17 protein-coding genes are annotated in these 20,038 nt (G+C 47.4%); 11 read left to right on the top strand and 6 right to left on the bottom strand.

Features of this window, described 5'->3' with window-relative positions:
• The first annotated feature begins 298 nt into the window (after positions 1 to 298).
• From AMD24_RS04150 to frr, 9 genes are all read left to right on the top strand, one after another.
• The gene (locus AMD24_RS04150; RefSeq protein WP_062100788.1) at positions 299 to 1,252 is read left to right on the top strand and encodes an aspartate carbamoyltransferase catalytic subunit; all 954 of its coding nucleotides are present in this window, start codon (positions 299 to 301) and stop codon (positions 1,250 to 1,252) included.
• The gene (locus AMD24_RS04145) at positions 1,221 to 2,516 is read left to right on the top strand and encodes a dihydroorotase (protein ID WP_062100787.1); all 1,296 of its coding nucleotides are present in this window, start codon (positions 1,221 to 1,223) and stop codon (positions 2,514 to 2,516) included. Before AMD24_RS04150 ends, AMD24_RS04145 begins: the two co-directional genes overlap by 32 nt.
• Before the next feature lie 809 nt (positions 2,517 to 3,325).
• Entirely contained in the window at positions 3,326 to 5,944 is a 2,619-nt protein-coding gene (gene mgtA, locus AMD24_RS04135; protein ID WP_082383067.1) for a magnesium-translocating P-type ATPase, read from the top strand.
• Positions 5,945 to 6,036: 92 nt separating this feature from the next.
• On the top strand, positions 6,037 to 6,813 hold the full coding sequence (locus tag AMD24_RS04130; RefSeq protein WP_062100785.1) for a PTS sugar transporter subunit IIA: 777 nt from the start codon (positions 6,037 to 6,039) through the stop codon (positions 6,811 to 6,813).
• A gap of 38 nt (positions 6,814 to 6,851) precedes the next feature.
• Complete coding sequence (gene hemB / locus AMD24_RS04125; RefSeq protein WP_062100784.1) at positions 6,852 to 7,832, top strand: porphobilinogen synthase; 981 nt, start codon at positions 6,852 to 6,854, stop codon at positions 7,830 to 7,832.
• Between the two features lie 78 nt (positions 7,833 to 7,910).
• On the top strand, positions 7,911 to 8,600 hold the full coding sequence (locus AMD24_RS04120) for an adenylate kinase family protein (RefSeq protein WP_235503185.1): 690 nt from the start codon (positions 7,911 to 7,913) through the stop codon (positions 8,598 to 8,600).
• On the top strand, positions 8,591 to 9,556 hold the full coding sequence (gene fmt, locus AMD24_RS04115) for a methionyl-tRNA formyltransferase (RefSeq protein ID WP_062100783.1): 966 nt from the start codon (positions 8,591 to 8,593) through the stop codon (positions 9,554 to 9,556). Before AMD24_RS04120 ends, fmt begins: the two co-directional genes overlap by 10 nt.
• Positions 9,557 to 9,613: 57 nt before the next feature.
• The gene (pyrH, locus tag AMD24_RS04110; protein WP_062100782.1) at positions 9,614 to 10,378 is read left to right on the top strand and encodes a UMP kinase; all 765 of its coding nucleotides are present in this window, start codon (positions 9,614 to 9,616) and stop codon (positions 10,376 to 10,378) included.
• Positions 10,379 to 10,413: 35 nt separating this feature from the next.
• Positions 10,414 to 10,935, top strand: a complete 522-nt coding sequence (gene frr / locus AMD24_RS04105; RefSeq protein ID WP_062100910.1) for a ribosome recycling factor — start codon at positions 10,414 to 10,416, stop codon at positions 10,933 to 10,935.
• 297 nt (positions 10,936 to 11,232) lie between these two features.
• Here the strand turns inward: frr and AMD24_RS04100 are convergent, their stop codons facing one another.
• Together AMD24_RS04100 and AMD24_RS04095 are read right to left on the bottom strand one after the other, a co-directional pair.
• A complete protein-coding gene (locus tag AMD24_RS04100; protein ID WP_062100781.1) occupies positions 11,233 to 12,753 on the bottom strand; it encodes a glycosyltransferase family 2 protein in 1,521 nt (506 codons plus the stop codon).
• A 196-nt stretch (positions 12,754 to 12,949) separates the two neighbouring features.
• The gene (locus AMD24_RS04095; RefSeq protein ID WP_158404407.1) at positions 12,950 to 13,489 is read right to left on the bottom strand and encodes a YqgE/AlgH family protein; all 540 of its coding nucleotides are present in this window, start codon (positions 13,487 to 13,489) and stop codon (positions 12,950 to 12,952) included.
• A 540-nt stretch (positions 13,490 to 14,029) separates the two neighbouring features.
• On the opposite strand from AMD24_RS04095, the gene AMD24_RS04090 reads away from it, so the two are divergent.
• Positions 14,030 to 14,224 (top strand): hypothetical protein, encoded by a 195-nt coding sequence (locus AMD24_RS04090; RefSeq protein WP_062100779.1) that lies wholly within the window; start codon positions 14,030 to 14,032, stop codon positions 14,222 to 14,224.
• Between the two features lie 151 nt (positions 14,225 to 14,375).
• On the opposite strand, the gene AMD24_RS04085 is transcribed toward AMD24_RS04090, so the two are convergent.
• From AMD24_RS04085 to AMD24_RS04075, 3 genes are all read right to left on the bottom strand, one after another.
• On the bottom strand, positions 14,376 to 15,734 hold the full coding sequence (locus tag AMD24_RS04085) for a glycine--tRNA ligase (RefSeq protein WP_062100778.1): 1,359 nt from the start codon (positions 15,732 to 15,734) through the stop codon (positions 14,376 to 14,378).
• Between the two features lie 324 nt (positions 15,735 to 16,058).
• Positions 16,059 to 16,295 (bottom strand): transketolase C-terminal domain-containing protein, encoded by a 237-nt coding sequence (locus AMD24_RS04080; protein WP_062100777.1) that lies wholly within the window; start codon positions 16,293 to 16,295, stop codon positions 16,059 to 16,061.
• 138 nt (positions 16,296 to 16,433) lie between these two features.
• Positions 16,434 to 17,819, bottom strand: a complete 1,386-nt coding sequence (locus AMD24_RS04075) for a sigma-54-dependent transcriptional regulator (RefSeq protein WP_062100776.1) — start codon at positions 17,817 to 17,819, stop codon at positions 16,434 to 16,436.
• A 580-nt stretch (positions 17,820 to 18,399) separates the two neighbouring features.
• Here AMD24_RS04075 and AMD24_RS04065 point away from each other — a divergent pair.
• Positions 18,400 to 18,657 (top strand): acyl carrier protein, encoded by a 258-nt coding sequence (locus AMD24_RS04065; protein ID WP_062100909.1) that lies wholly within the window; start codon positions 18,400 to 18,402, stop codon positions 18,655 to 18,657.
• A gap of 15 nt (positions 18,658 to 18,672) precedes the next feature.
• Here AMD24_RS04065 and folE2 read toward each other — a convergent pair whose 3' ends face one another.
• A complete protein-coding gene (folE2, locus tag AMD24_RS04060) occupies positions 18,673 to 19,506 on the bottom strand; it encodes a GTP cyclohydrolase FolE2 (protein ID WP_062100774.1) in 834 nt (277 codons plus the stop codon).
• Positions 19,507 to 20,038: the final 532 nt, after the last annotated feature.

The raw sequence follows: 20,038 nt of genomic DNA, 5'->3' as shown, positions 1-20,038 counted from the left end.
AGGGACCGTAAGCATGCGTGCGGTTTTTTTCGTGAATTCAAGTAGCCCGCATCCTACTAATAGATTGTTGTGAAGTCGCTGGATTTCCTGTGCTAGACAGAATAAAGCCTCCTGCTCCGCTCTGAGGTATACAGGCTTCCCCTTACCGGGGGGCAGCCAGTATAAATTAAGCACAAGACCACTCTACACGGCGAGTCGTTTACCCCCTTGTAAGAGTTTAGTGTGGAAACTCCGGTACACCCAAATTAAATCGAAGATTGGACTTCCATATGGACAACGCAAAACCACGAGCAGGCTCATGAGCATCTGGAAGAACAAGGATCTAATTTCCCTTAGTAAACTCTCTGTTAAGGAACTCTGGTTTCTTCTGAAAACGGCCAAGGTATTTAAGGGATTAAGAGAAGGCAAAGCAAACGTTCCTGCACTACAAGGGAAAACTATAGTCAACTTCTTTGCAGAACCGAGTACGCGCACACGCATATCATTTGAACTTTCAGCACTTCGTCTTGGTGCAAGTGTAATCAATGTCTCGGCTACAATGTCTAGCTTGCAAAAGGGCGAGACCCTTAAGGATACCGCTCTCAGTTTAGAGGCACTTCATGCCGATGTTATTGTCTTACGTCATGGCTCTGCAGGAGCTGCGCAATTTCTTGCCCAATACTTGCACTCCAGCATTATCAATGCCGGTGATGGAGCACATGAACATCCAACTCAGGGACTTCTCGATGGATTTACCATTTGGGAAAAACATGGAAGACTAGAGAACCTAAGGGTTGCTATCGTAGGTGATATTCTTTTCAGCCGCGTGGCACGCTCTAATATCCATCTCTTAGTAAAACTAGGAGCAAAAGTTACTCTGGTGGGGCCCAGCACGTTGGTTCCTCGAGAGTTTGAAGCCATGGGAGTCCAGATTACCCACTGTATAGAGGATGTCTTGGAGAGCACTGACGTTCTTAACCTACTCCGCATTCAATATGAACGTCAACATAGGGAATACTTCCCATGTGTGAGGGAATATATTTCTCTTTTTGGCTTGACAAAGCAGCGAGCAGCTCGTCTAAAGCCCGGATGCATGATTATGCATCCTGGACCTGTTAGACGTGGGGTGGAGGTTGACAGCGAGGTGGCAGATGGTGCCAAGAGTGTTATTCTTGAGCAGGTCACTAATGGCATAGCCGTCCGGACGGCTGTTCTCTACGCTTGCGGAGGAGGAGAGGTAAATGTCAGACGTGGACAGTCTGAAGATTCTTAACGGTCATGTCATCGACCCCGCCAATGGCGTAGATAGAGTCGGTCCTATTTATGTAGAGAACGGACGTATTGTTTCCCATGAGCCCAATAAAGCAGAGTGGATTGATGCTAACGGGCTTGTAGTCGCCCCTGGACTTATTGATATCCATGTTCACCTACGGGAACCGGGCCAATCCCACAAGGAAACCATCGCGTCCGGGACACGTGCTGCAGCTGCAGGGGGATTTACTAGCGTAGTCTGTATGCCAAATACTTTTCCGACGGTGGATAACCCAAGTACAATTAGCTGGATTCAAGAAAGGGCTCGGCAGAAGGCCGTAGTAAATGTTTTTTGTGCTGGAGCAATCACCAAGGGCTTAATGGGCCAAGCATTGGCCCCAATTGGCTCTATGGCTGCAGCGGGTGTTGTTGCAATTACAGATGATGGCTTTTGTGTTCAGAATCATGGTCTTATGCGGAGGGCGATCGAATATGCCAAAATGTTCGGGTTGCCGATACTTGACCACTGCCAAGATGAAAGTTTAGTTTCGGACGGGGTAATAAATGAGGGGGAATGGAGTGTGCGACTTGGAATGCAAGGATGGCCATCTGCTGGCGAAGAGCTTATCGTGGAGCGCGATATCCTTCTCGCTGAGCTTTGTCAACATCCCGTACACTGCCAACATATTAGTAGTGCTGGCAGTGTAAGACGTATCCGAGAAGCCCGGAGGCGAGGGGTGCCTATCTCTGGTGAGGTTTGTCCACACCATATTTTCTTCACTGATGCGGAAGTCGCTGGATTTGATACATGCTTTAAAACAAACCCTCCAATCCGCTCTGAAGAAGACATCACAGCCATTCTGGAAGGTATTTCCGATGGCACACTGAACGTTCTCTGTAGTGACCACGCACCTCACGCTTCCTTTGAAAAGGAAGTAGAGTTTGACCAAGCTCCATTTGGTGTCACTGGCTTGGAAACAGAATTCCCCGCATTCTGTGACCTTCTTGTCCACAGAAGAAAAATTATTCCTCTCAAACGCCTTATTGCACTCTATACCCTTTACCCTGCACGGCTACTCCGTTTGGATCGTGGTACACTTTCCCCCGGAGCTTCTGCCGACATCACCTTGATTGATCCCAATTTGGAATGGACCTTTCACAAGAAGGAGTCGCTTTCCATGTCCAGTAACACACCATTTGACAATGTGACCTTCTGTGGCCGGGCCGTTAGGACTCTTGTAAGAGGACATACGGTGTGGATATTGGAAGGTAGCAAAAACGAGTAGCCAGTTTCTCTGAAGTGGAGTAGGGACATATTTAGTCGCAGGCGCAAGGACGCTACCTGTTGTAGCTAGAAAGACGGTCTATCTAGACCAACATGCCCAGCTAGCAACATTGGGTATTGGGAGTAAGTGCTTCCCAAAAGATCTAGAATCCGAGAGGTCGGCTCTAACCCGATTGATGACGGGATACAAGCAACAAACACATCCTTCACTCCCCACATAGAGTAGTGTCTTCAAGCACTTCCCTAGATCGGTTGGAGTAGTGGAAAGGTGCATACTTTTGCAAAATCATTTGGATGATAGAATCCATTTGTGTTCCGTCAGCTTTTTATCAACTGTCATTTAGGCTCCAGTAGCCTACCGCTCCCAGACCAAGTCCGGGTTTGCCACAAAGGCTTGTGAGGACTGTGTTTGCTTGTCATTCCATGCAACTAAATGGGGAGCAATCTTGCTTACTTGCTGTGTTCGTCGTCCCCAGCAACTACCGCTCACAGCAGACAAGAGATCCCTACTGGGGAAATAGGCATGCGCACTTAATTTTCGTCCTTCATTCTTACATACAACCTCATAATTTGTGCATTCTACGTTTGTTAGAAGGACCGGCGTACGGGCTCGGAAATATATCCATAAAGAATTTGTAAACCACAGAGCAAAGAAGCAGAAGAAGCACACAAAGCGGATTTATCTCTGGCTGCTTTCCCGAGAATAATGCTTATTCCCCCTTTAAAAGTGGATGAAGCTCCGCTGTAGTTTGTTGCCATAGTTGCCTGTTGGAGAGATCTACAGCGCACACACCGATAAGGGAAAAGAGGATGATTCCAATACAAGAACAAGATCCTAAGTTCATCTCAGCTAATGGGGAATTCCTATCCCTCTCTCCAGCGGGACCACATAGGAAAGTGTATATCTGCAAGCAAGGACTGACCGATAAGGAAGTCGTGGCCAGACTGAAGGAATGGGGCCCAAATCAAGTGACATTCACGCAGAAAGCAGGATGGCTTTCAGTTTTCCAGCGTTTCAAGGACCCTCTGGTTATCCAGCTTCTAGTAATTTTAACTGTGGCTGCTGCGATGGGAAATTTCTACTCAGCTTCAGTCGTATTCTTGATGATTCTCCTTAGTGTTGGTCTCTCTTACGTGCAAGAGCGACGTAGTGCAAGTGCCATGTCTTCTCTCCAAAAGAAGGTACGCATAACTGCGGTCGTCGTTCGGAATGGACAGGAGAAGGAAGTTGGGATCGAGGGGATAGTTCCTGGGGACACAGTGGTTTTAGCTGCTGGCAGCATTGTCCCCGCCGATTTACGGATTCTTACAGCCAAGGATTTCTTTGTTAGTCAATCAGCGCTTACAGGAGAGTCCCTACCTGTTGAAAAATCTGCTAAGCTCGGGTCTCTAGACGCTCGAGGTACACTAGAATCTCCTAATGCCTGCTTCATGGGAAGCAATGTAGTTAGCGGATCGGCGACGGCCCTGGTATGTGCAACTGGCAGAAATACGCTCCTCGGAAAGATCTCAGAACGCACTGTAAGACGTAAAGGGGCCACTAATTTCGAAAAGGGCCTCCACAACTTTTCCATGTTGATGGTGCACGTCATGGTGATCATGGTAGCAGTCGTTTTCCTAATTGTTGGGGCTACGCAGCACAATTGGGGTGAGGCTCTGCTTTTTGGGCTTTCCATTGCGGTTGGCCTCACTCCGGAAATGCTTCCTGTGATCCTCACTGTTTGTCTCTCTAGGGGGGCCTTATTAATGTCTAAGAAAAAAGTTATCGTGCGGCGTCTAGACGCTATCCAAAACTTTGGGGCTATGGACGTATTATGCACAGACAAGACAGGTACTTTAACTCAAGATCATGTGGTGTTAGAACGCTACGTTGATGTAACAGGAAGGGAGAGCGAGGACGTTCTACGGTATGCCTGGATGAACAGTTATTACCAGACAGGACTGCGCAATCTATTGGACAAGGCTGTGCTCGCCCATACTGACCTAGACGTAGATCACAACTGCATTAAGGTAGACGAAATCCCTTTTGACTTTCATCGTAGACGGATGTCGGTCATCATAGGCTATGGGGGGAGACATGTCCTCATCTGTAAAGGGGCCGTAGAGGAGATGTCTGCTGTTTGCTCTCGCTATCAAGTGGATGGGGAGGTTTACCCTCTAATACCTCTGGTACGTGAGGATTTGTGGGGGGAGTATCGAGACCTGAGTACAGAGGGTTATCGCGTGGTAGCTGTAGCATATCGCGAGTTTAGCCGATCTAAAACCGCTTTCTCAAAAGAGGATGAGACAGGGCTAATTCTACTCGGCTATATCACCTTCTTTGATCCTCCTAAGGACAGTAGTAGATCGGCCATTCAGGCTTTGCTAGAGCATGGAATTGCGGTAAAAGTCCTTACTGGGGATAACGAGCTGGTAAGTCGTAAGATCGGTATGGACGTAGGGCTTCAAGTTGGACACGTGGCAACGGGTCCTGAGCTAGCCGAGCTCTCCCGGGACGATTTTTTGCAAAAAGTACGGGAGGCTAGCATCCTAGCTCGGCTTTCCCCTATTCAAAAGGAGCAAGTCGTACAAACTCTTAAAGAGCAGGGGCACGTGGTTGGATTCATAGGGGATGGTATTAATGACGTGATGGCAATTAAATCGGCAGACGTTGGTATTTCTGTGGATACCGCTGTAGATGTAGCAAAAGAGAGCGCAGACATCATTCTTTTGGAAAAAAGCCTCATGGTCTTAGAGGAAGGTGTAGTTGAAGGGAGAAAAGTTTTTGGAAATATCGTTAAGTATATTAAGACAGGCGCTTCCTCCAATTTTGGAAACATGCTTAGCATATTGGGAGCTTCTTGCTTCCTCCCATTTTTGCCAATGACTCCGATCCAAATTTTGGTCAACAACTTACTCTATGACGTCGCTCAGATTGGCATTCCTTTGGATAATGTGGATCGAGAATATATTGAGAAGCCAAGGAAATGGGATATCACCAATATCTGGAAATTCATGATGTTCCTAGGTCCGGTGAGTTCTATTTTTGACTTCTGTACTTTTTTTATAATGCTTTACCTGTTTGGGTGTGGAGCTTATCAGAAGGTCCCATTGGGAGTGGCCGTAGATTCTACATCGACGTATTTAGCTTCCTTTTTTCACTCGGCATGGTTTGTAGAATCGCTCCTCACGCAGACGCTGGTTGTATATGTGATTCGTACTAACCGAGTTCCATTTTTACAGAGTCAGCCAAGCGTTTTTCTTGTGTTAACAACGTTTACGGTAATGGTAGTCGGCGTATGGCTTCCTTATTCTCCGCTAGCAGGATTTTTTGGCTTCGTTCCTCTTCCACCAATATTCTGGCTTTGGATTACTGGCTTTATGGCAGCATATGTTGTGCTCGCACATCGGATAAAAACTTGGTTTTCCACACGCTTCGGCTATCTTTAGGGGGGGTGGCCAGTTAGTGTTCGTCCTGAAGGCAGGCAGTTTTGCCATTTGAGGAAGCATTTACTTATCCGTCCGTTTTACCTTCTGTACCTATGAGGAGTTTGTTAGTTGCTCTGCAGGAAGGCCGTCTGGTCGAGCTGGCTAGTTCGGATAAGGTTGCTTCCCTGGAATTTCTTTCTAATCTGATAGAGGCGGTTCCAAATGTCCCACCCAATATTGACGTCTTTCGAATGGTAATGGAGCGAGAGGTACTGGCTAATACGGCCATAGGACATGCTATCGCATGCCCTCATGCGAGGGTCAGACAGGAGAGAGGCAGTCTCCTCTGTACTGCTGGATGGTCCCCTGTCGGTATTGATTACAGGGCAATGGACTCCGTGCCCGTGCATTTGGTATGCATGTACTATGTACCCTCCAGTGAGCGTGGAGCATTTCTCAAGGAGATGTCTGCTTTATCGCATGCAGTTGAGAAAGACTCCAACATGATGGCTCTTCTAAAGGCCTCTTCGCTCGAAGAGGTGCGGGGACAATTGTTGGGATGGGTCGCTCAAGCATTAGACGCATCAATTCCGGATACTCGCGCTAAGATGATTCAAATTGCTCGCCGGGCACCGGTGGTAGTACCACAGGAGAACGAGCCAGCTCTCCAGCTGGTAGATATTTTGGTCGTAGAAGGGGAAGAGACTAGTGTTTTTGCTATTACTGATGATCTAGAGCTAGCTAGAGGAATTGAGTCCACTCCAAGTCTTGCCTTTTGGCTTGAGAAGGAGGGTACAGTGCAATGGAGAAAATACCGGCTGATCACTGGGGAACAGAAAGTGCTGAGCACTTCGAGAACCCTTTACAAATGTGTAGTTATTCCGACGTAAACGCCTTAGCTCAACCTGAGGCTACAAACTGAACTGTCGTGCATTTTGACCGTCCACGCCGGAACCGAAAGCATCCAGCAATCCGTTCGTTGGTTCGGGAAACAAGGTTGTGGAAAGCCAGTCTAATCCAACCTCTTTTCGTATGGGAGGGGGGAGAGTGCCTTGCAGTAGGCTCAATGCCGGGAATAAAAAAGCTAAGTGTGAAAGGTTTAGTGCAAGAGTGCGGGGATTTGGTGCAACTAGGATGCCTTGCGGTAGCGATTTTTCCTTCTGTTGCATGGGAACGCAAGGACGCTCGTGGCTCATGTAGCCTTGATTCCGACAACATCCTTTTTACTGCCGTGCAAGCGGTGAAGAAATCCTTTCCAGGATTAATGGTAATCGCCGACGTAGCTTTAGATCCTTATACAGACCACGGACATGACGGAATAGTAGACTCTAAGGGGCATGTAGATAACGATGCAAGTGTAGAAGCTCTTTGTAAACTTGCGGTAGCGGAGGCTGGGATCGGGGTAGATATAGTAGCGCCTTCTGATATGATGGATGGACGGGTGGGGGCCATCCGTGGAGCACTGGATAATGCAGGGTTTCAGGAAGTTTCCATCCTCAGCTATGCTGTCAAGTATGCTAGCGCCTACTATAATCCTTTTAGAGATGCTGTGGGGAGTGGCGGGAACCTTTCCCTGCTGGATAAAAAAAGTTACCAAATGGATCCGGCTAATGTAAGAGAGGCCATCCGTGAGGCTTTACTAGATGTTCAAGAAGGTGCCGATATGCTCATGGTGAAGCCAGCAGGACCTTACTTGGACATAATCCGCGTTGTGCGTGAACAGACCCTTCTGCCTTTAGCTGCCTATCAAACCTCTGGAGAGTACGCACAGATCCATGCTGCGGCACAACTTGGTTGGCTTAACTACAAGCAGACGAGGGATGAAGCTCTGCTTGCAATTCGTCGAGCCGGAGCGGATCTAATTTTGACTTACTTTGCTCGCGAGATAGCGGAAACATCATCATCTTAGCGATAATGGAGGGTTATCAACTTGCGTGTGGGAAACTCTTCTTACTCGTACATGGGTTTTTCCGCCTTCTATCTTGCCATGCCAACTAAGATAGAAAAACCCGCTACGGTCGTGGCCTTGCAGGACAAAGCAAGACAAGAAAAGTCTAATGGTATGTCAAGACGTTATCGTACATTTCTCATTTTTGGGGCACCTGGAAGTGGCAAGGGCACGCAGGGAAGAATTCTTGGGAAAGTTCCTAGGCTATTTTACTATTCATGCGGCGATATTTTTCGCGCCGTTGATACACGCACCCGTTTAGGTATGCAGTTTTTGGAGTTCTCTAGCAGAGGAAAGTTAGTTCCTGATGAGGTAACCCTTGAACTATGGAGAGTACGCATCCGACAGAGTGTCAAGTCTCACGAATTTAAGCCTGACATTGACTTTTTGGTACTAGATGGTATCCCTCGCACCCCGAGACAAGCAGAACTTATGCAACAGATCATTGACGTCCGCCGCGTATTTCATCTGACCTGCCCCATTCGAGAAGAACTAGTTAGGCGTCTGAAGAAACGAGCCGTCAAAGACAACCGATTAGATGATGCTAATGAAGAGATAATCCGCCGCCGTTTGGAGACCTACGAACAGCAGTCTAAGCCTCTTTTAGAGTATTATCCACCGGAAATTGTTGTGAATATCGATGCTACTCAATCTCCAATACGGGTGCTCCGGAGGATCGTCTCGTGTATCATTTGTGAACCAGATGCATCGCGTTCCCCGTGGGAGTAGGAGAAGAAAAAACTGCTACAAAGGTCATTTATCTAGGGACCGGAGAAATTGGGGTGCCTACATTGGTCACGCTTCTGAACTCTAGAAAATATCGGGTAATAGCCGTAATAACTCAACCGGACCGCCCTGCGGGAAGATCCCTCATACTGCGCGCTCCAACCCCCAAGATCCTTGCTTTGGAGAGAGGTATTCCCGTACTACAGCCAGAAAAGCTACAAGCAGATTTGCAAATTATCTCGGCACTTGAGCCCGACCTGATAGTTACAATGGCATATGGACAGATCCTCCCTAGGGAAATTTTACAACTGCCTAAGGTGGCTTGCTTAAATGTACACCCATCCCTTTTGCCGAGGCACCGTGGTGCTTCACCCATTCATGCAACTTTGCTTTGCGGGGATACGGAAACTGGCATTACTATAACCTATATGTCTAGCCAACTGGATAGTGGCGATATCCTCCTCAAGGAGCCCCTTGCGGTTCTCCATAGGGAAACAAATGGGCATCTGCAGGAACGCCTTTCCAAAATGGCCCCACACACTTTGATGAGGGCGCTTCATCTGCTAGAAAGCGGAGCAGCGCCTCGACTCCCTCAGAATCCTGCATTGGTAACTTATTCCCCTAGACTGACCAAGCAGGATGCCCGCCTCCGCTGGACAGAAGATGCAAAGTTATCGGACCGTCGAGTTCGGGCGATGCATCCTTGGCCAGGAGCATTTTGCTTATGGAAGGAAAATAGGATGGGTAGCAAGCGTCTACGCGTTTTAGAAGCCGAGCCAAGGGAGGATAAGGGAGGAGTACCGGGTAAAGTACTCTCCGTTGAGAGGGAGGGGATTATAGTCCAATGTTTTGAAGGTAGCCTGCTAGTTCGCAAGGTACTACCGGAGGGAAGGCGTTCCATGCTTGCCACTGAGTTTGCTAGGAGACATCGGATTCAGGTAGGAGATGTCCTTGGGTAAGCAGAGTGATGACAGGACTTAATATCACCTTTGCAATGATGGGTACTAGTGCCATTTATGGGATTGGCTAATGAGCAGAACAGCAGGACCTTACCAAGATATCGCAGAATTATTCTCAAGTTGAGTGGAGAAGCTCTCCGTATAGCGGGGAGTGATGACAGCATTTCCCCACAAATTGTAGCTGGTATTGCTAGTCAGATCAAAGAGGTGCAACGCCTAGGTGTGGAAGTAGCTATTGTAGTGGGGGGGGGGAATATTTGGCGCGGTCTTGCCGGAAGCCACCGTGGCATGAACCGTGTGACGGCAGATTACATGGGTATGCTTGCCACTGTTATCAACGGCATGGCCTTGATGAGTACTCTAGAGGAGATTGGCTGCACTGTGCGCCTCCAAACAGCCATTGAAATACACAACATTGCCGAGCCCTTTATCTTGCGTCGTGCTGTACGTCATCTAGAGCGTGGGCGCATTGTGATCTTTGCGGCAGGCACAGGCAATCCCTTTTTTTCGACAGACACCACCGCAGCGTTGCGTGCCAACGAAATAGGCGCGCAGGTTATTCTGAAAGCCACGAAAGTAGATGGAATCTACGAGGCTGATCCTTTAGTTTACCCCCACGCAGCGCGTTTTGCGCATGTTACCTATCGGGACGCGCTCTCACGTCGTTTAGCTGTTATGGATTCCACTGCTTTTAGCCTTTGCATGGATAACCACATTCCTATTATTGTCTTTGATATGTTTGAAAGTCAGAATATTTATAAGGCAGTCATGGGGAAGCCAATTGGCACGCTAGTTTCCGAATCTTGTGAACCGCTGCCGTGAGCCTGGAAGAGATACTCTTCTTAGCCGAGGAGAACATGGAAAAAGCTGTGAGTCATATGGTCCATGAGCTCAGGACCGTTCGTACGGGAACAGCCTCTCCTGCGTTAGTGGAAAACTTAGACGTGGAAGTCTATGACACAATGGTTAAACTCAAGCAACTTGCACTGATCACTGTTCCAGAACCCCGCTTGCTTCTCCTTCAGCCTTTTGACATGTCTACTATACGCAGTATAGAACGTGCTATTCACGAATCTCGCCTTGGGCTTCCACCACAGGTGGAAGGGAAGTTGATTCGCATCTTCATTCCGGAACTCTCCGAGCAACGCCGTAGAGAACTGGCACGCGTTGTTAAACAGATTGCCGAAGAGTCTCGTGTACGTATACGTACTTTTCGTCGGGAAGCCTTGGATTCTGCTAAAAAATTGGAGAAGACAGGTGTTCTAACCGAGGATGAGCTCCGTTCCACTGGAGAAAAAGTCCAGAGGCTGACTAATTGTTTTATTGGGCAGGTGGATAGGCAGGTAGAAGCTAAAGAGGTAGAATTAATGAGATTCTAGTGGCCTAATCCAAAAAACTAGATCGATCCCCTCTTAAACAGCCCCATTGGTGCACCAGCGCCAATCTTTTTGCAAACCAGAAAATTTCCCAGTGGGGTTGCATAGCCCCCCTTCTTTTTCCCCTAAGATAGAGTCCGGCCTCCTTCAAAGAAGGACTTTCCTCCGATCAAAGTAGTGCCAGGACTCGCTGTGCCTGGCTCCCCTCCAAAAAGCCTAGGCCTATAGAACGGCCCCCGCTTTTGTACCCTACTGTTGCCCCCCCAAAAACCATGTGATCTTCAACCTAATGTGGCAACCTCAAGCTATTACCTCCTTTTGTCGATCCTGCGGGTTAGCAAGGATTAACCAACGTTGTAACCAGAGCGCAATGGACAGAAATGCCACGTAGCTGAACCCGACAAGAAACACTAACAGAAACGGTATGGAAAACCATTGTCCATTTAAAATGGCTGAACCTATACAAAACCCGAAGTAGACGGTGAAGAGAACCTCAGCGAGAGGCAGAGATGAACACAATGGCCAATAGCGAGCGCTAGCTCCTCGATGTCTCGAATTAAACCCACTCTTAATTCCATATTTCGGAGTGCGCTTGAACTCAGACCGATGGTTAAAGAGTGCCTCAATAACCCCTCGGGCATTGTTAATTGACATACCAGCTGCCAGCGCGAGCAGCATGGGAAACAGCCAAATCTCCCTCAACCATCCACGTGGATTAACGTACTGCTGAGCAATGATGTAAAAAAAAAGGATGGAGATCGAAGTAGCAATGAAAATCGGTACATCCACCAGAAACATATAAACAGTGCTATGTGTTGCGGCAAAGGAATTAGGAAGGATCAGTAAACAGAGAAGGAGAAGCAGAAGATAACTGAAATTTGAAACCAAGTGGATAGTACCCTCCAGTTTGGTAAGTAGTGGAATGTTAGATTTCCAAAGCAGCGGAAGAAGTTTTTTACAGGTTTGAATAGACCCTTTGGTCCACCGATGCTGTTGGGACTTAAACCCATTCATATCAACTGGTAATTCGGCGGGAACCACAATATCAGGAAGAAATAAGAATTTCCACCCGCCCATCTGCGCACGGTAACTAAGGTCCAAGTCCTCCGTGAGCGTGTCATAATGCCATCCTCCAGAGGTTTCAATACAGGACTTCCGCCAGATTCCGGCCGTACCGTTGAAGTTGAAGAACCTACCACTTCTGCAGCGAGCAGTCTGCTCTAGGAGAAAATGCCCATCCAAAAAGATGGCCTGGATCCGAGTCAGAAGGGAATAATAGCGATTAAGATGCCCCCACCGCATCTGAACCATACCGATCTTAGGGTTGGTAAAATGGTGAATGGTCTCAAGCAAGATACAGGGTGGTGGGACAAAATCTGCATCGAGAATAAAGATGAACTCTCCCCTTGCTGCTTCTAGGCCAGCAGCAAGAGCCCCAGCCTTAAATCCAACACGATCCTTTCGATAAAGGTACACCACATCAAAACCAGCTTTACGAAGTAGCCTAGATCCACGTTCTAAAATGACACGAGTTTCATCGCTAGAATCATCCAGTATCTGGATCTGGAGCTTTTCTCTAGGATAGTCAATTCTACTAACGGCACTTAGGAGCCTTTTTCCTACGTAATATTCATTAAAGATGGGTAATTGGACTGTCACCAGCGGAAGGTGATCCCACCGTCTTAATGGTTGAACCCCCTGGTTTTTATAACGGAGAAAGAGGTAGCAAATAACGAGCCGATGTATTCCATAAATGGAAAGGCTAGCAACTACTAACAGGTAACAGACACTCCATATGGCACCACTAAAAACTGTGTCCATAGGAATTCAAGTAATAAGATCCCATTCTCACGTGCTCCGCGCCAGGTTAAGTCCAACAAGGAAGTAGAAGGGTGGAAGGGACCCGTCATAATTCTCCCATCTACAAACTAGACCAACACACCACCAACCAAAAGTCCATACGGACTCTTCTTTGCAAGAGAAGCAATCGGTGCTCCCCTCTAAGGGAGCTATTAATCTAATTTAGGGAAGGGTCATCGGGTACTTCTGTAAGGAGTTTGAAGATAGGGTTCATCTGGCAGATGGCGTCTTTCCAAGCAGAACTAGGATGAGGCATGTTAATTAAGTCACGACTAGGCTGGATGAGAAACCATGCATTTGCAGCAATCTCTTCTTCTAACTGTCCACGATTCCATCCAGAATATCCAGCAAAGGCACGTAACCCTCGACTCCACTCGGGTGACATGTCTAAGGACTCTGAAAGGTTTGTAAAGGACTGAAACTTTACCCCCCGTGGGCACTCAACCCACCGCAGGCTTGCAATACTTACCTCTTCTGGGGCGACAGGGCCCCCGTAGAAAAGAGGAACCGGAGAAAAAGCCGAAGGAGCAGGAAATACTTCACCGATAGTTTTGTGCAAAGGGCGATTCAAGACAAAACCCAGCGCCCCCTCTTCTGGATTATGATAAGGAAGGAAGAGAATCGTTTTACGAAAATAGGGATCTTTCAGAGCTGGAGTGGCTATCAGGACAGAGCCAGTCAAGCTAACTGGAGACAAGTAATTCCTCACCCCCCACCTATAAGGCAAGAGATGAGAAGAGTCAACATAAGGACAATCCTTGTCCTTTGTGCCCTTGCTATTGGCCTAAACTGTGTATGCTCAAGACTAGACTCATCTGATTAGTAGGCCAGATTTACAGGGAGCGCAGTCGAGTAAAGGCTTGCGGCGCTAAATTTTGCTTCTTTCCTCACTGGGAAATGAGTGGATCTTGACCTTCGTGAAAAGAGAGCTGTGCGAGTCTTTTTTTTGAAAAAGCAGTTGAATTTTTACTGGAGAACCTAAGAGTTCGGAACAATTTTGTTTCTTCCGCGCTCGAATCTGGCCTTGAAAAGTTATTACTTCCCAGGAATTCTTGAGTTCTTGTATGGTTCTGTGTCTATCCGAGTTTAGTTACTCAGCTGATTTCGGAGTCTGCTCTACCTAAAATTGGCATGCTTGAACCGACTAACGAGTACCGCGCCATTGCACGGATATGAGGGATGGTCTAGCAAAAGCTTATATTTTCCTGTTGGAGAAAACCATGACTCTCCACAAATCATGATAGCCTCCACGGGAGGGACATCACACCGTTTGCCGGCTAGCAGAGATCAAGAGATCACTAGTGATGCGCTCAGTTTTGAGGGAAGCACTATAGTTATTCGATGTCTCTTTATCCTAATGGTGTTCTGCGCAAGCTCTTGGTTACATCGCTCCTGCTTTCTCTTGGATGGAAACCGCGGATTTCTCTTCTAGATGGTGTCTAGTTCTCTCTGTAGATGATTCCTTGCAGTGTGTATGGTTCAAAACACAAGAGGACGTGGCCATCCATGACATTTATTACATCCTGATGGACGGAAGATGATCAAGTGGTTGTGTTGGCCAGTGACGCGCCATCTGGCCTTCTTCATTCCTCTATTCCTCGGAGGAGGAAGGACTTTAGTTCGGAGATGGGAATACGTTCCTGTTTCATGGAGTCGCGGTGACGTAAGGTGACTGTATTACGTAGGACAGGGTTTCTTTCGCTGACGGTATCAAAATCAACGGTGATGCCATAGGGGGTGCCTATCTCATCCTGCCGCCTGTAGCGGCGGCCGATAGCGCCGGCCTCATCGTAGGCGATATTTAAATGGCCACGAAGGGAGAAAGCAATTTCCTTAGCTTTTGCTACCAATGCGGGCCTATTTTTGAGGAGGGGAAAGACTCCACATTTAATGGGGGCCATCCGTGGATGAAAACGGAGAACGGTACGGACTTCGGATTTTCCCAGGCTGCCAGTTATCATTTCTTCGTCAAATGCTTCACAAAGGAGAGCAAGAACTGCACGGTCTACACCAGCGCTGGGTTCTACCACGTGGGGAATAAAGTGTCGCCTGGTTTCTTCTTCAAAACACCCTAAAGACCTACCGCTGGAACGAGCATGCTGGACAAGGTCGTAGTTGGTACGATAGGCAATACCCTCTAGTTCCTGAGTCCCAAAAGGAAACTCGTACTCGAGATCATAAGTTTTTTTAGAGTAAAAAGCACGTTCTTCTTCAGGAATTTCGCGCACGCAAATCTTGGTACCGGGAATGCCAATGTCGGCATAGAAGCGAAGCCTTTCCTTCAGCCATTTTTCTAGAAAAAAAAGGCTGTCCTCCTCTTTGCAAAAGTACTCCAATTCCATTTGCTCAAACTCGCGAGAGCGAAAGGTAAAGTTGCGGGGATTAATTTCGTTGCGAAATACCTTTCCAACTTGAGCGATCCCAAAGGGGATTTTCTGACGAGAGGCATCTAGGATATTTTTAAATTGAACAAAAATAGCCTGCGCAGTTTCAGGACGTAAATAGACGAGGCTCTCCTTACTTTCTACAGGACCCGTAAAGCTCTTGAACATGAGATGAAAGGAACGAGGAGCAGTTAAATCGCGACTCCCGCAATGTGGGCAACAGGGAACAGTGTTTTCCCCTTTTGGAAGCTGGTCTGCACGGTACCGGATTTTGCAGGACCGACAGTCCACCATGGGATCGATGAAGGATTCTTCGTGGCCGCTAGCTCTCCATACAGCAGGGTTCATTATGACAGATCCATCTAGCCCTATGACATCCTCCTGCTCATGGACGACACGCCGCCACCAGAAGTTCTTAAGATTACGTTTTAGTTCGACTCCCAATGGCCCATAATCCCAAAAGCCACTGAGACCTCCATAGATTTCAGAGGACGGAAAGATAAATCCCCTACGCCTACAGAGGCTAACTATCTTCTCCATACGAATAGCACTAGGCATAGTAGCAAATAAAAAAAGTCTCTACGTAAAACCTTCTAGGTGTTGATGGCAGATTGGGGTGAATGGGAGGAGAGAGTTGCTAAAGTTCGACTAACTGTGACTGTAGCGATCATTCCGTACTTCTGGCATAAAATAGAAACGGTCCCATGTTTGACGGAGCTGTCTGGCCATCCCATGCACACCACAGGAATTGTAATGTAAATACCATTAGGGTGTTCGAGTACAGCACTGCCAAATCCATTGTGAAGAACATGACGGTCTTCCGTTATACAAATTACAAGCAACAGCGGGCAAAGAATTTGAGTGTGAGACCATCTGGCGGCTTCAAATCCAGCGTTCGTTGACTACAGCTATACTGATTCCTTCTTTTTTGAGCAATTCAGAAGTCTCCAAGTCCAATTCACACATATTGCCGGGTCTAAACAGAGCAACTTGCGTTCCATGATGGAGAACCTCCGATTTGCCAATTTCCAAAGGTCGAGAGGATCCTTCCAGGCGCGCCCCAGTACTGACACCACGAGGATAACGGATAGCAATTGGTCTACCCTGATAGTGCATCATGGCCCACAGCACGCCTCGAAATTCGACTTCATCTCAATATCAAACGTAGTACGTGTCTCGGCCCATCTCCTCGAAAGTCCAGCACGATATTGCAAGAACAAGAGGATGAGAAGGGTGAAATGAAAAACGGGTGTGCGATCAGTCCCTTTGGACCCCTAATTGGCGTAGACGTCGGTATAGAGTGCGGCGGCTAATACCCAGCTTGCGAGCGGTTTCACTACGGTTACCCTTACATATTTCCAGAGTCTGGAGGATGAGATTATGTTGAGTTTCTCTGAGAGTTAGAGGTTCTGGAGGTAGTGGTAAGTAGGGACTTGGCAAATGAGTGGTGGGTGTAGAGACCAGTCTAGAGTGTATTGCAACAGGGAGATCTCTGGAAAGAATACGTGGGTTGTTGCTCATCACCACACCGTGTTCAATGACTGTGCGGAGCTCCCTCACGTTGCCAGGCCAATGATACTCCAATAGATGGGCCATTGCATCAGTATCTATTTCCTTGAGAGGTTTCCCATTTTCCCGGCAGGACTCCTTGAGAAAAGCCTGAGCTAGTATGGGAATGTCTTCTCGACGCCTTCTCAGAGGGGGCATGGTAATTTGTACCACATTCAAACGGAAAAAGAGGTCATCCCGAAATTTTCCATCACTTACGAGTTTCGTGAGATTTCTGTTCGTAGCAGCAATAAGCCGTACATTGGTTTTGAGGGTGCGATTACTGCCCACACGTTCAAAAGTGTGCTCCCCTAGGACACGCAGAATTTTCACCTGTGTATTAAGGTCAATTTCACCAATTTCATCCAGGAATAACGTCCCACCACTTGCCTGTTCAAAACGCCCAATACGCCTCTCCACAGCTCCAGTAAAAGCTCCTTTCTCGTGACCAAAAAGCTCGCTCTCTAGCAATTGGGGAGAAAGGGCAGCGCAGTGTACAGCCACAAATGATGCAGCAGAGCGAGGGCTCAAGTAATGAATAGCTCTAGCTGCTAGCTCCTTGCCTGTCCCACTTTCCCCTAAGATGAGGACTGTAGCTCTTGAGGAGGCAACCTGCCTGATGGTCTGTACGGCTTCAGTAATCACAGAAGAGGTGCCAATGATGCCTTCCGACACAAATTTACGCTCCATTTGCTGCTTTAAATCCTGATCTCCTTTTTTAGTCCCCTTCTCTCGCAAACCACGTCTGATAAGCAGCTCTAGCCTTTCTAGATTCACAGGCTTGGTAACAAAGTCATAAGCGCCACGCTTTATGGCTTCTACAGCCACGTCTACCGTGCCATAGGCAGTTACCATGATACAAAGGGGAGGACGGTGAAGTTTTAATGCAGCATCTATAAGACGTATACCGTTATCTGCTCCCAACTTTAGATCTGTGATAAGTACATCTATTGAGTCTTCGCACAATATAGCAAGAGCCCCATCCATATTGCTTGCAATAAAGACTTCAAATGCATCTTCCAGAGACGCCTGTAGCCCTTCCCTAGTGTTCTTCTCGTCGTCGACAACTAGGAGCGTTGGTTTTAAGGGGGCCACTTTCTTTAAGGCACTTAGCTGTACAGATTAATGTGACGCACGCAAGCCAGAGACCTCTCCAGGGTAACACCACTACTCTGGGAAGAGAAGCAGTAAGCTGAATGCCCCTTGGCCCCATTAAATCAACAACTCCTCTTTATGTAGAGTAAAGCATTATGGCAGAACGCCCTTGCTCCTCCACTAATTTTGGAAAAAGCTGTGCGTACTGGTGCCCAGGAGACTTTTGCCAACCCTTTGATGCTTACTGCATAGAGAAGGTATCCAACCCCATGTGTAGCAAAATATAGAACAATCGAAATGGACTTTTACCTCTTAGGAGGGCAGCATAGCTACTGCGTTGGAGGCCACACAGCAGCTGCGCTCACCGCATTCTAAAAAAAAGAAATCAGTAAATAAGGATGTCACCTCATGCAATGCAATAGACAACTGCTCTTCCTGCAAAAGGGAGGCAAAAAAAGAGAATTGTTCTGCTCCTGCGGGGAAAACAGGAACTTTGCCCTGTGAAGTGGACAAAGTTCATTGCCGGAAGGTGTTAGACATCTCTACGTTGTACCACCTCAATCCAAACTATCTGCGCCCTATGACCGATATACCCGTTGAAGAGAAAGTGAGAGATATTATTGTCGAACAACTCGGGGTTAACCCAGAGCAGATAACCCCTTCTGCTTCCTTTATCGAAGACCTAGGAGCCGATTCCCTTGATACTGTGGAGCTTGTAATGGCTTTTGAAGAGGAATTCTCTGTTGATGTCCCTGATGAAGATGCGGAGAAGCTACAAACTGTCGGTGATGTCATCAGGTACATCGAGGAGAAAAAAGCTGCGAGCAGTGAGGATTAAGACCCTGTTTATCTTCTATCGTAGGCAGTATGGGTCACATTTCTTGGTGCTACCCGTGGCCTCCCTCTCTACAAGGGCATACGCGTTGTGATTATGAATAGATTCAAAGTTCTCAGCTTCTATTCGATACCAGACAATTTTTGAATTTTCCTCTGCTAGTATGGCAATATTCCGGACCAGATCTTCCACAAAAACGGGGTGCGTATAGGCGTGTTCGGTAACAGCTTTTTCATCTGGTCTCTTTAACAAGCTGTAGAGCTCACAGCTAGCACTTTTCTCTACCATCCGAATTAAGTCTTCAATCCACATTGGCCGTTCAAACCGTGCAGAGCAAGCAACTTGCCCTCTCTGGCTATGTGCCCCTTGAATACTGATTGCCTTGGAGCAAGGACAGAGAGTTGTGATAGGAACAACAACGGTCAGCATGAAGTCACGTTCTTCCCCAACCAGGGTAACACCAAGCCGTACCGTATAGTCAATTAAACCACTGGAGTGGGTAACTGGTGCTTTTTTTTCTAAGAAAAAGGGAAACTCGAGCTCCATGTGGGCACCAAAAGATTGAAGCTTTCTCTGGAGTTGGATGGGGATATCGTAGATGTTCTCTACGTGGAGGATGGAGCTATGTGAATGTAGAGCTTCAATAAAGCGGCTCATGTGAGTACCCCTGCGGTGTGCAGGTAGATCAACTGTGAGAAGTACCGTGGCGATGGTACTTTGAAGGGTATGGCGCTGTTTGTCTCTGATCTGGACAGGATAACGAAGATTCTTGATGCCCACTCGCTTGATGGCAATTTTGCGGTGGTCGAGTGAGCTCTGTGTGTCTATTAATGAATAATCAATGCTCTTCATGGGGGCCAAAAGTAGTGGAGTGCGCTGGGGAAAAACAACTCTGTCAGTAGTCAGGATCTCAAAAAGGCTCTAAGTGGGATTAATTATTGATGAAGTTTTTCCATTCACAGGAAAAAACTTCCTAAGGAGGATTTCCTAGCATCCCGTATTTTGTTAACTGACTCTTGTAGCCTCTACTGCCCTTGACCGTGGTGTTGTTGATAGTTCCCTAGCAAGAAGCTTGAGATGGATCGGAATCCTTAAAGAGTGGAACCCATCGCCGATTCCTCTGTAAAAAAACAGTTAGTAGGGGAGGCCAGAAAGTATTGCCCACTATGAAAGTAGATCGGTTCCCATTTATTTAGAAATAGACGTGGCCTAGAAATTTCTGGGTATCATCGCTGCTACGGTATTATAGCTCTCAGAGACTTTCTAGCAGAAAGGTAAACACAACTAGCGCGGGACCCCTTCTGTCTTGATAAGACAGGGTTTGCGTTCAGGCCATGCAAAGATTACAGCCTAGACTAGGATATTGGATAGGTGTGATCTGACC

Source organism: Candidatus Xiphinematobacter sp. Idaho Grape, assembly GCF_001318295.1.
GTDB lineage: Bacteria > Verrucomicrobiota > Verrucomicrobiia > Chthoniobacterales > Xiphinematobacteraceae > Xiphinematobacter.
Note: the sequence above shows the minus strand (reverse complement) of the source record. Positions and strands in the feature narration are given on the sequence as shown.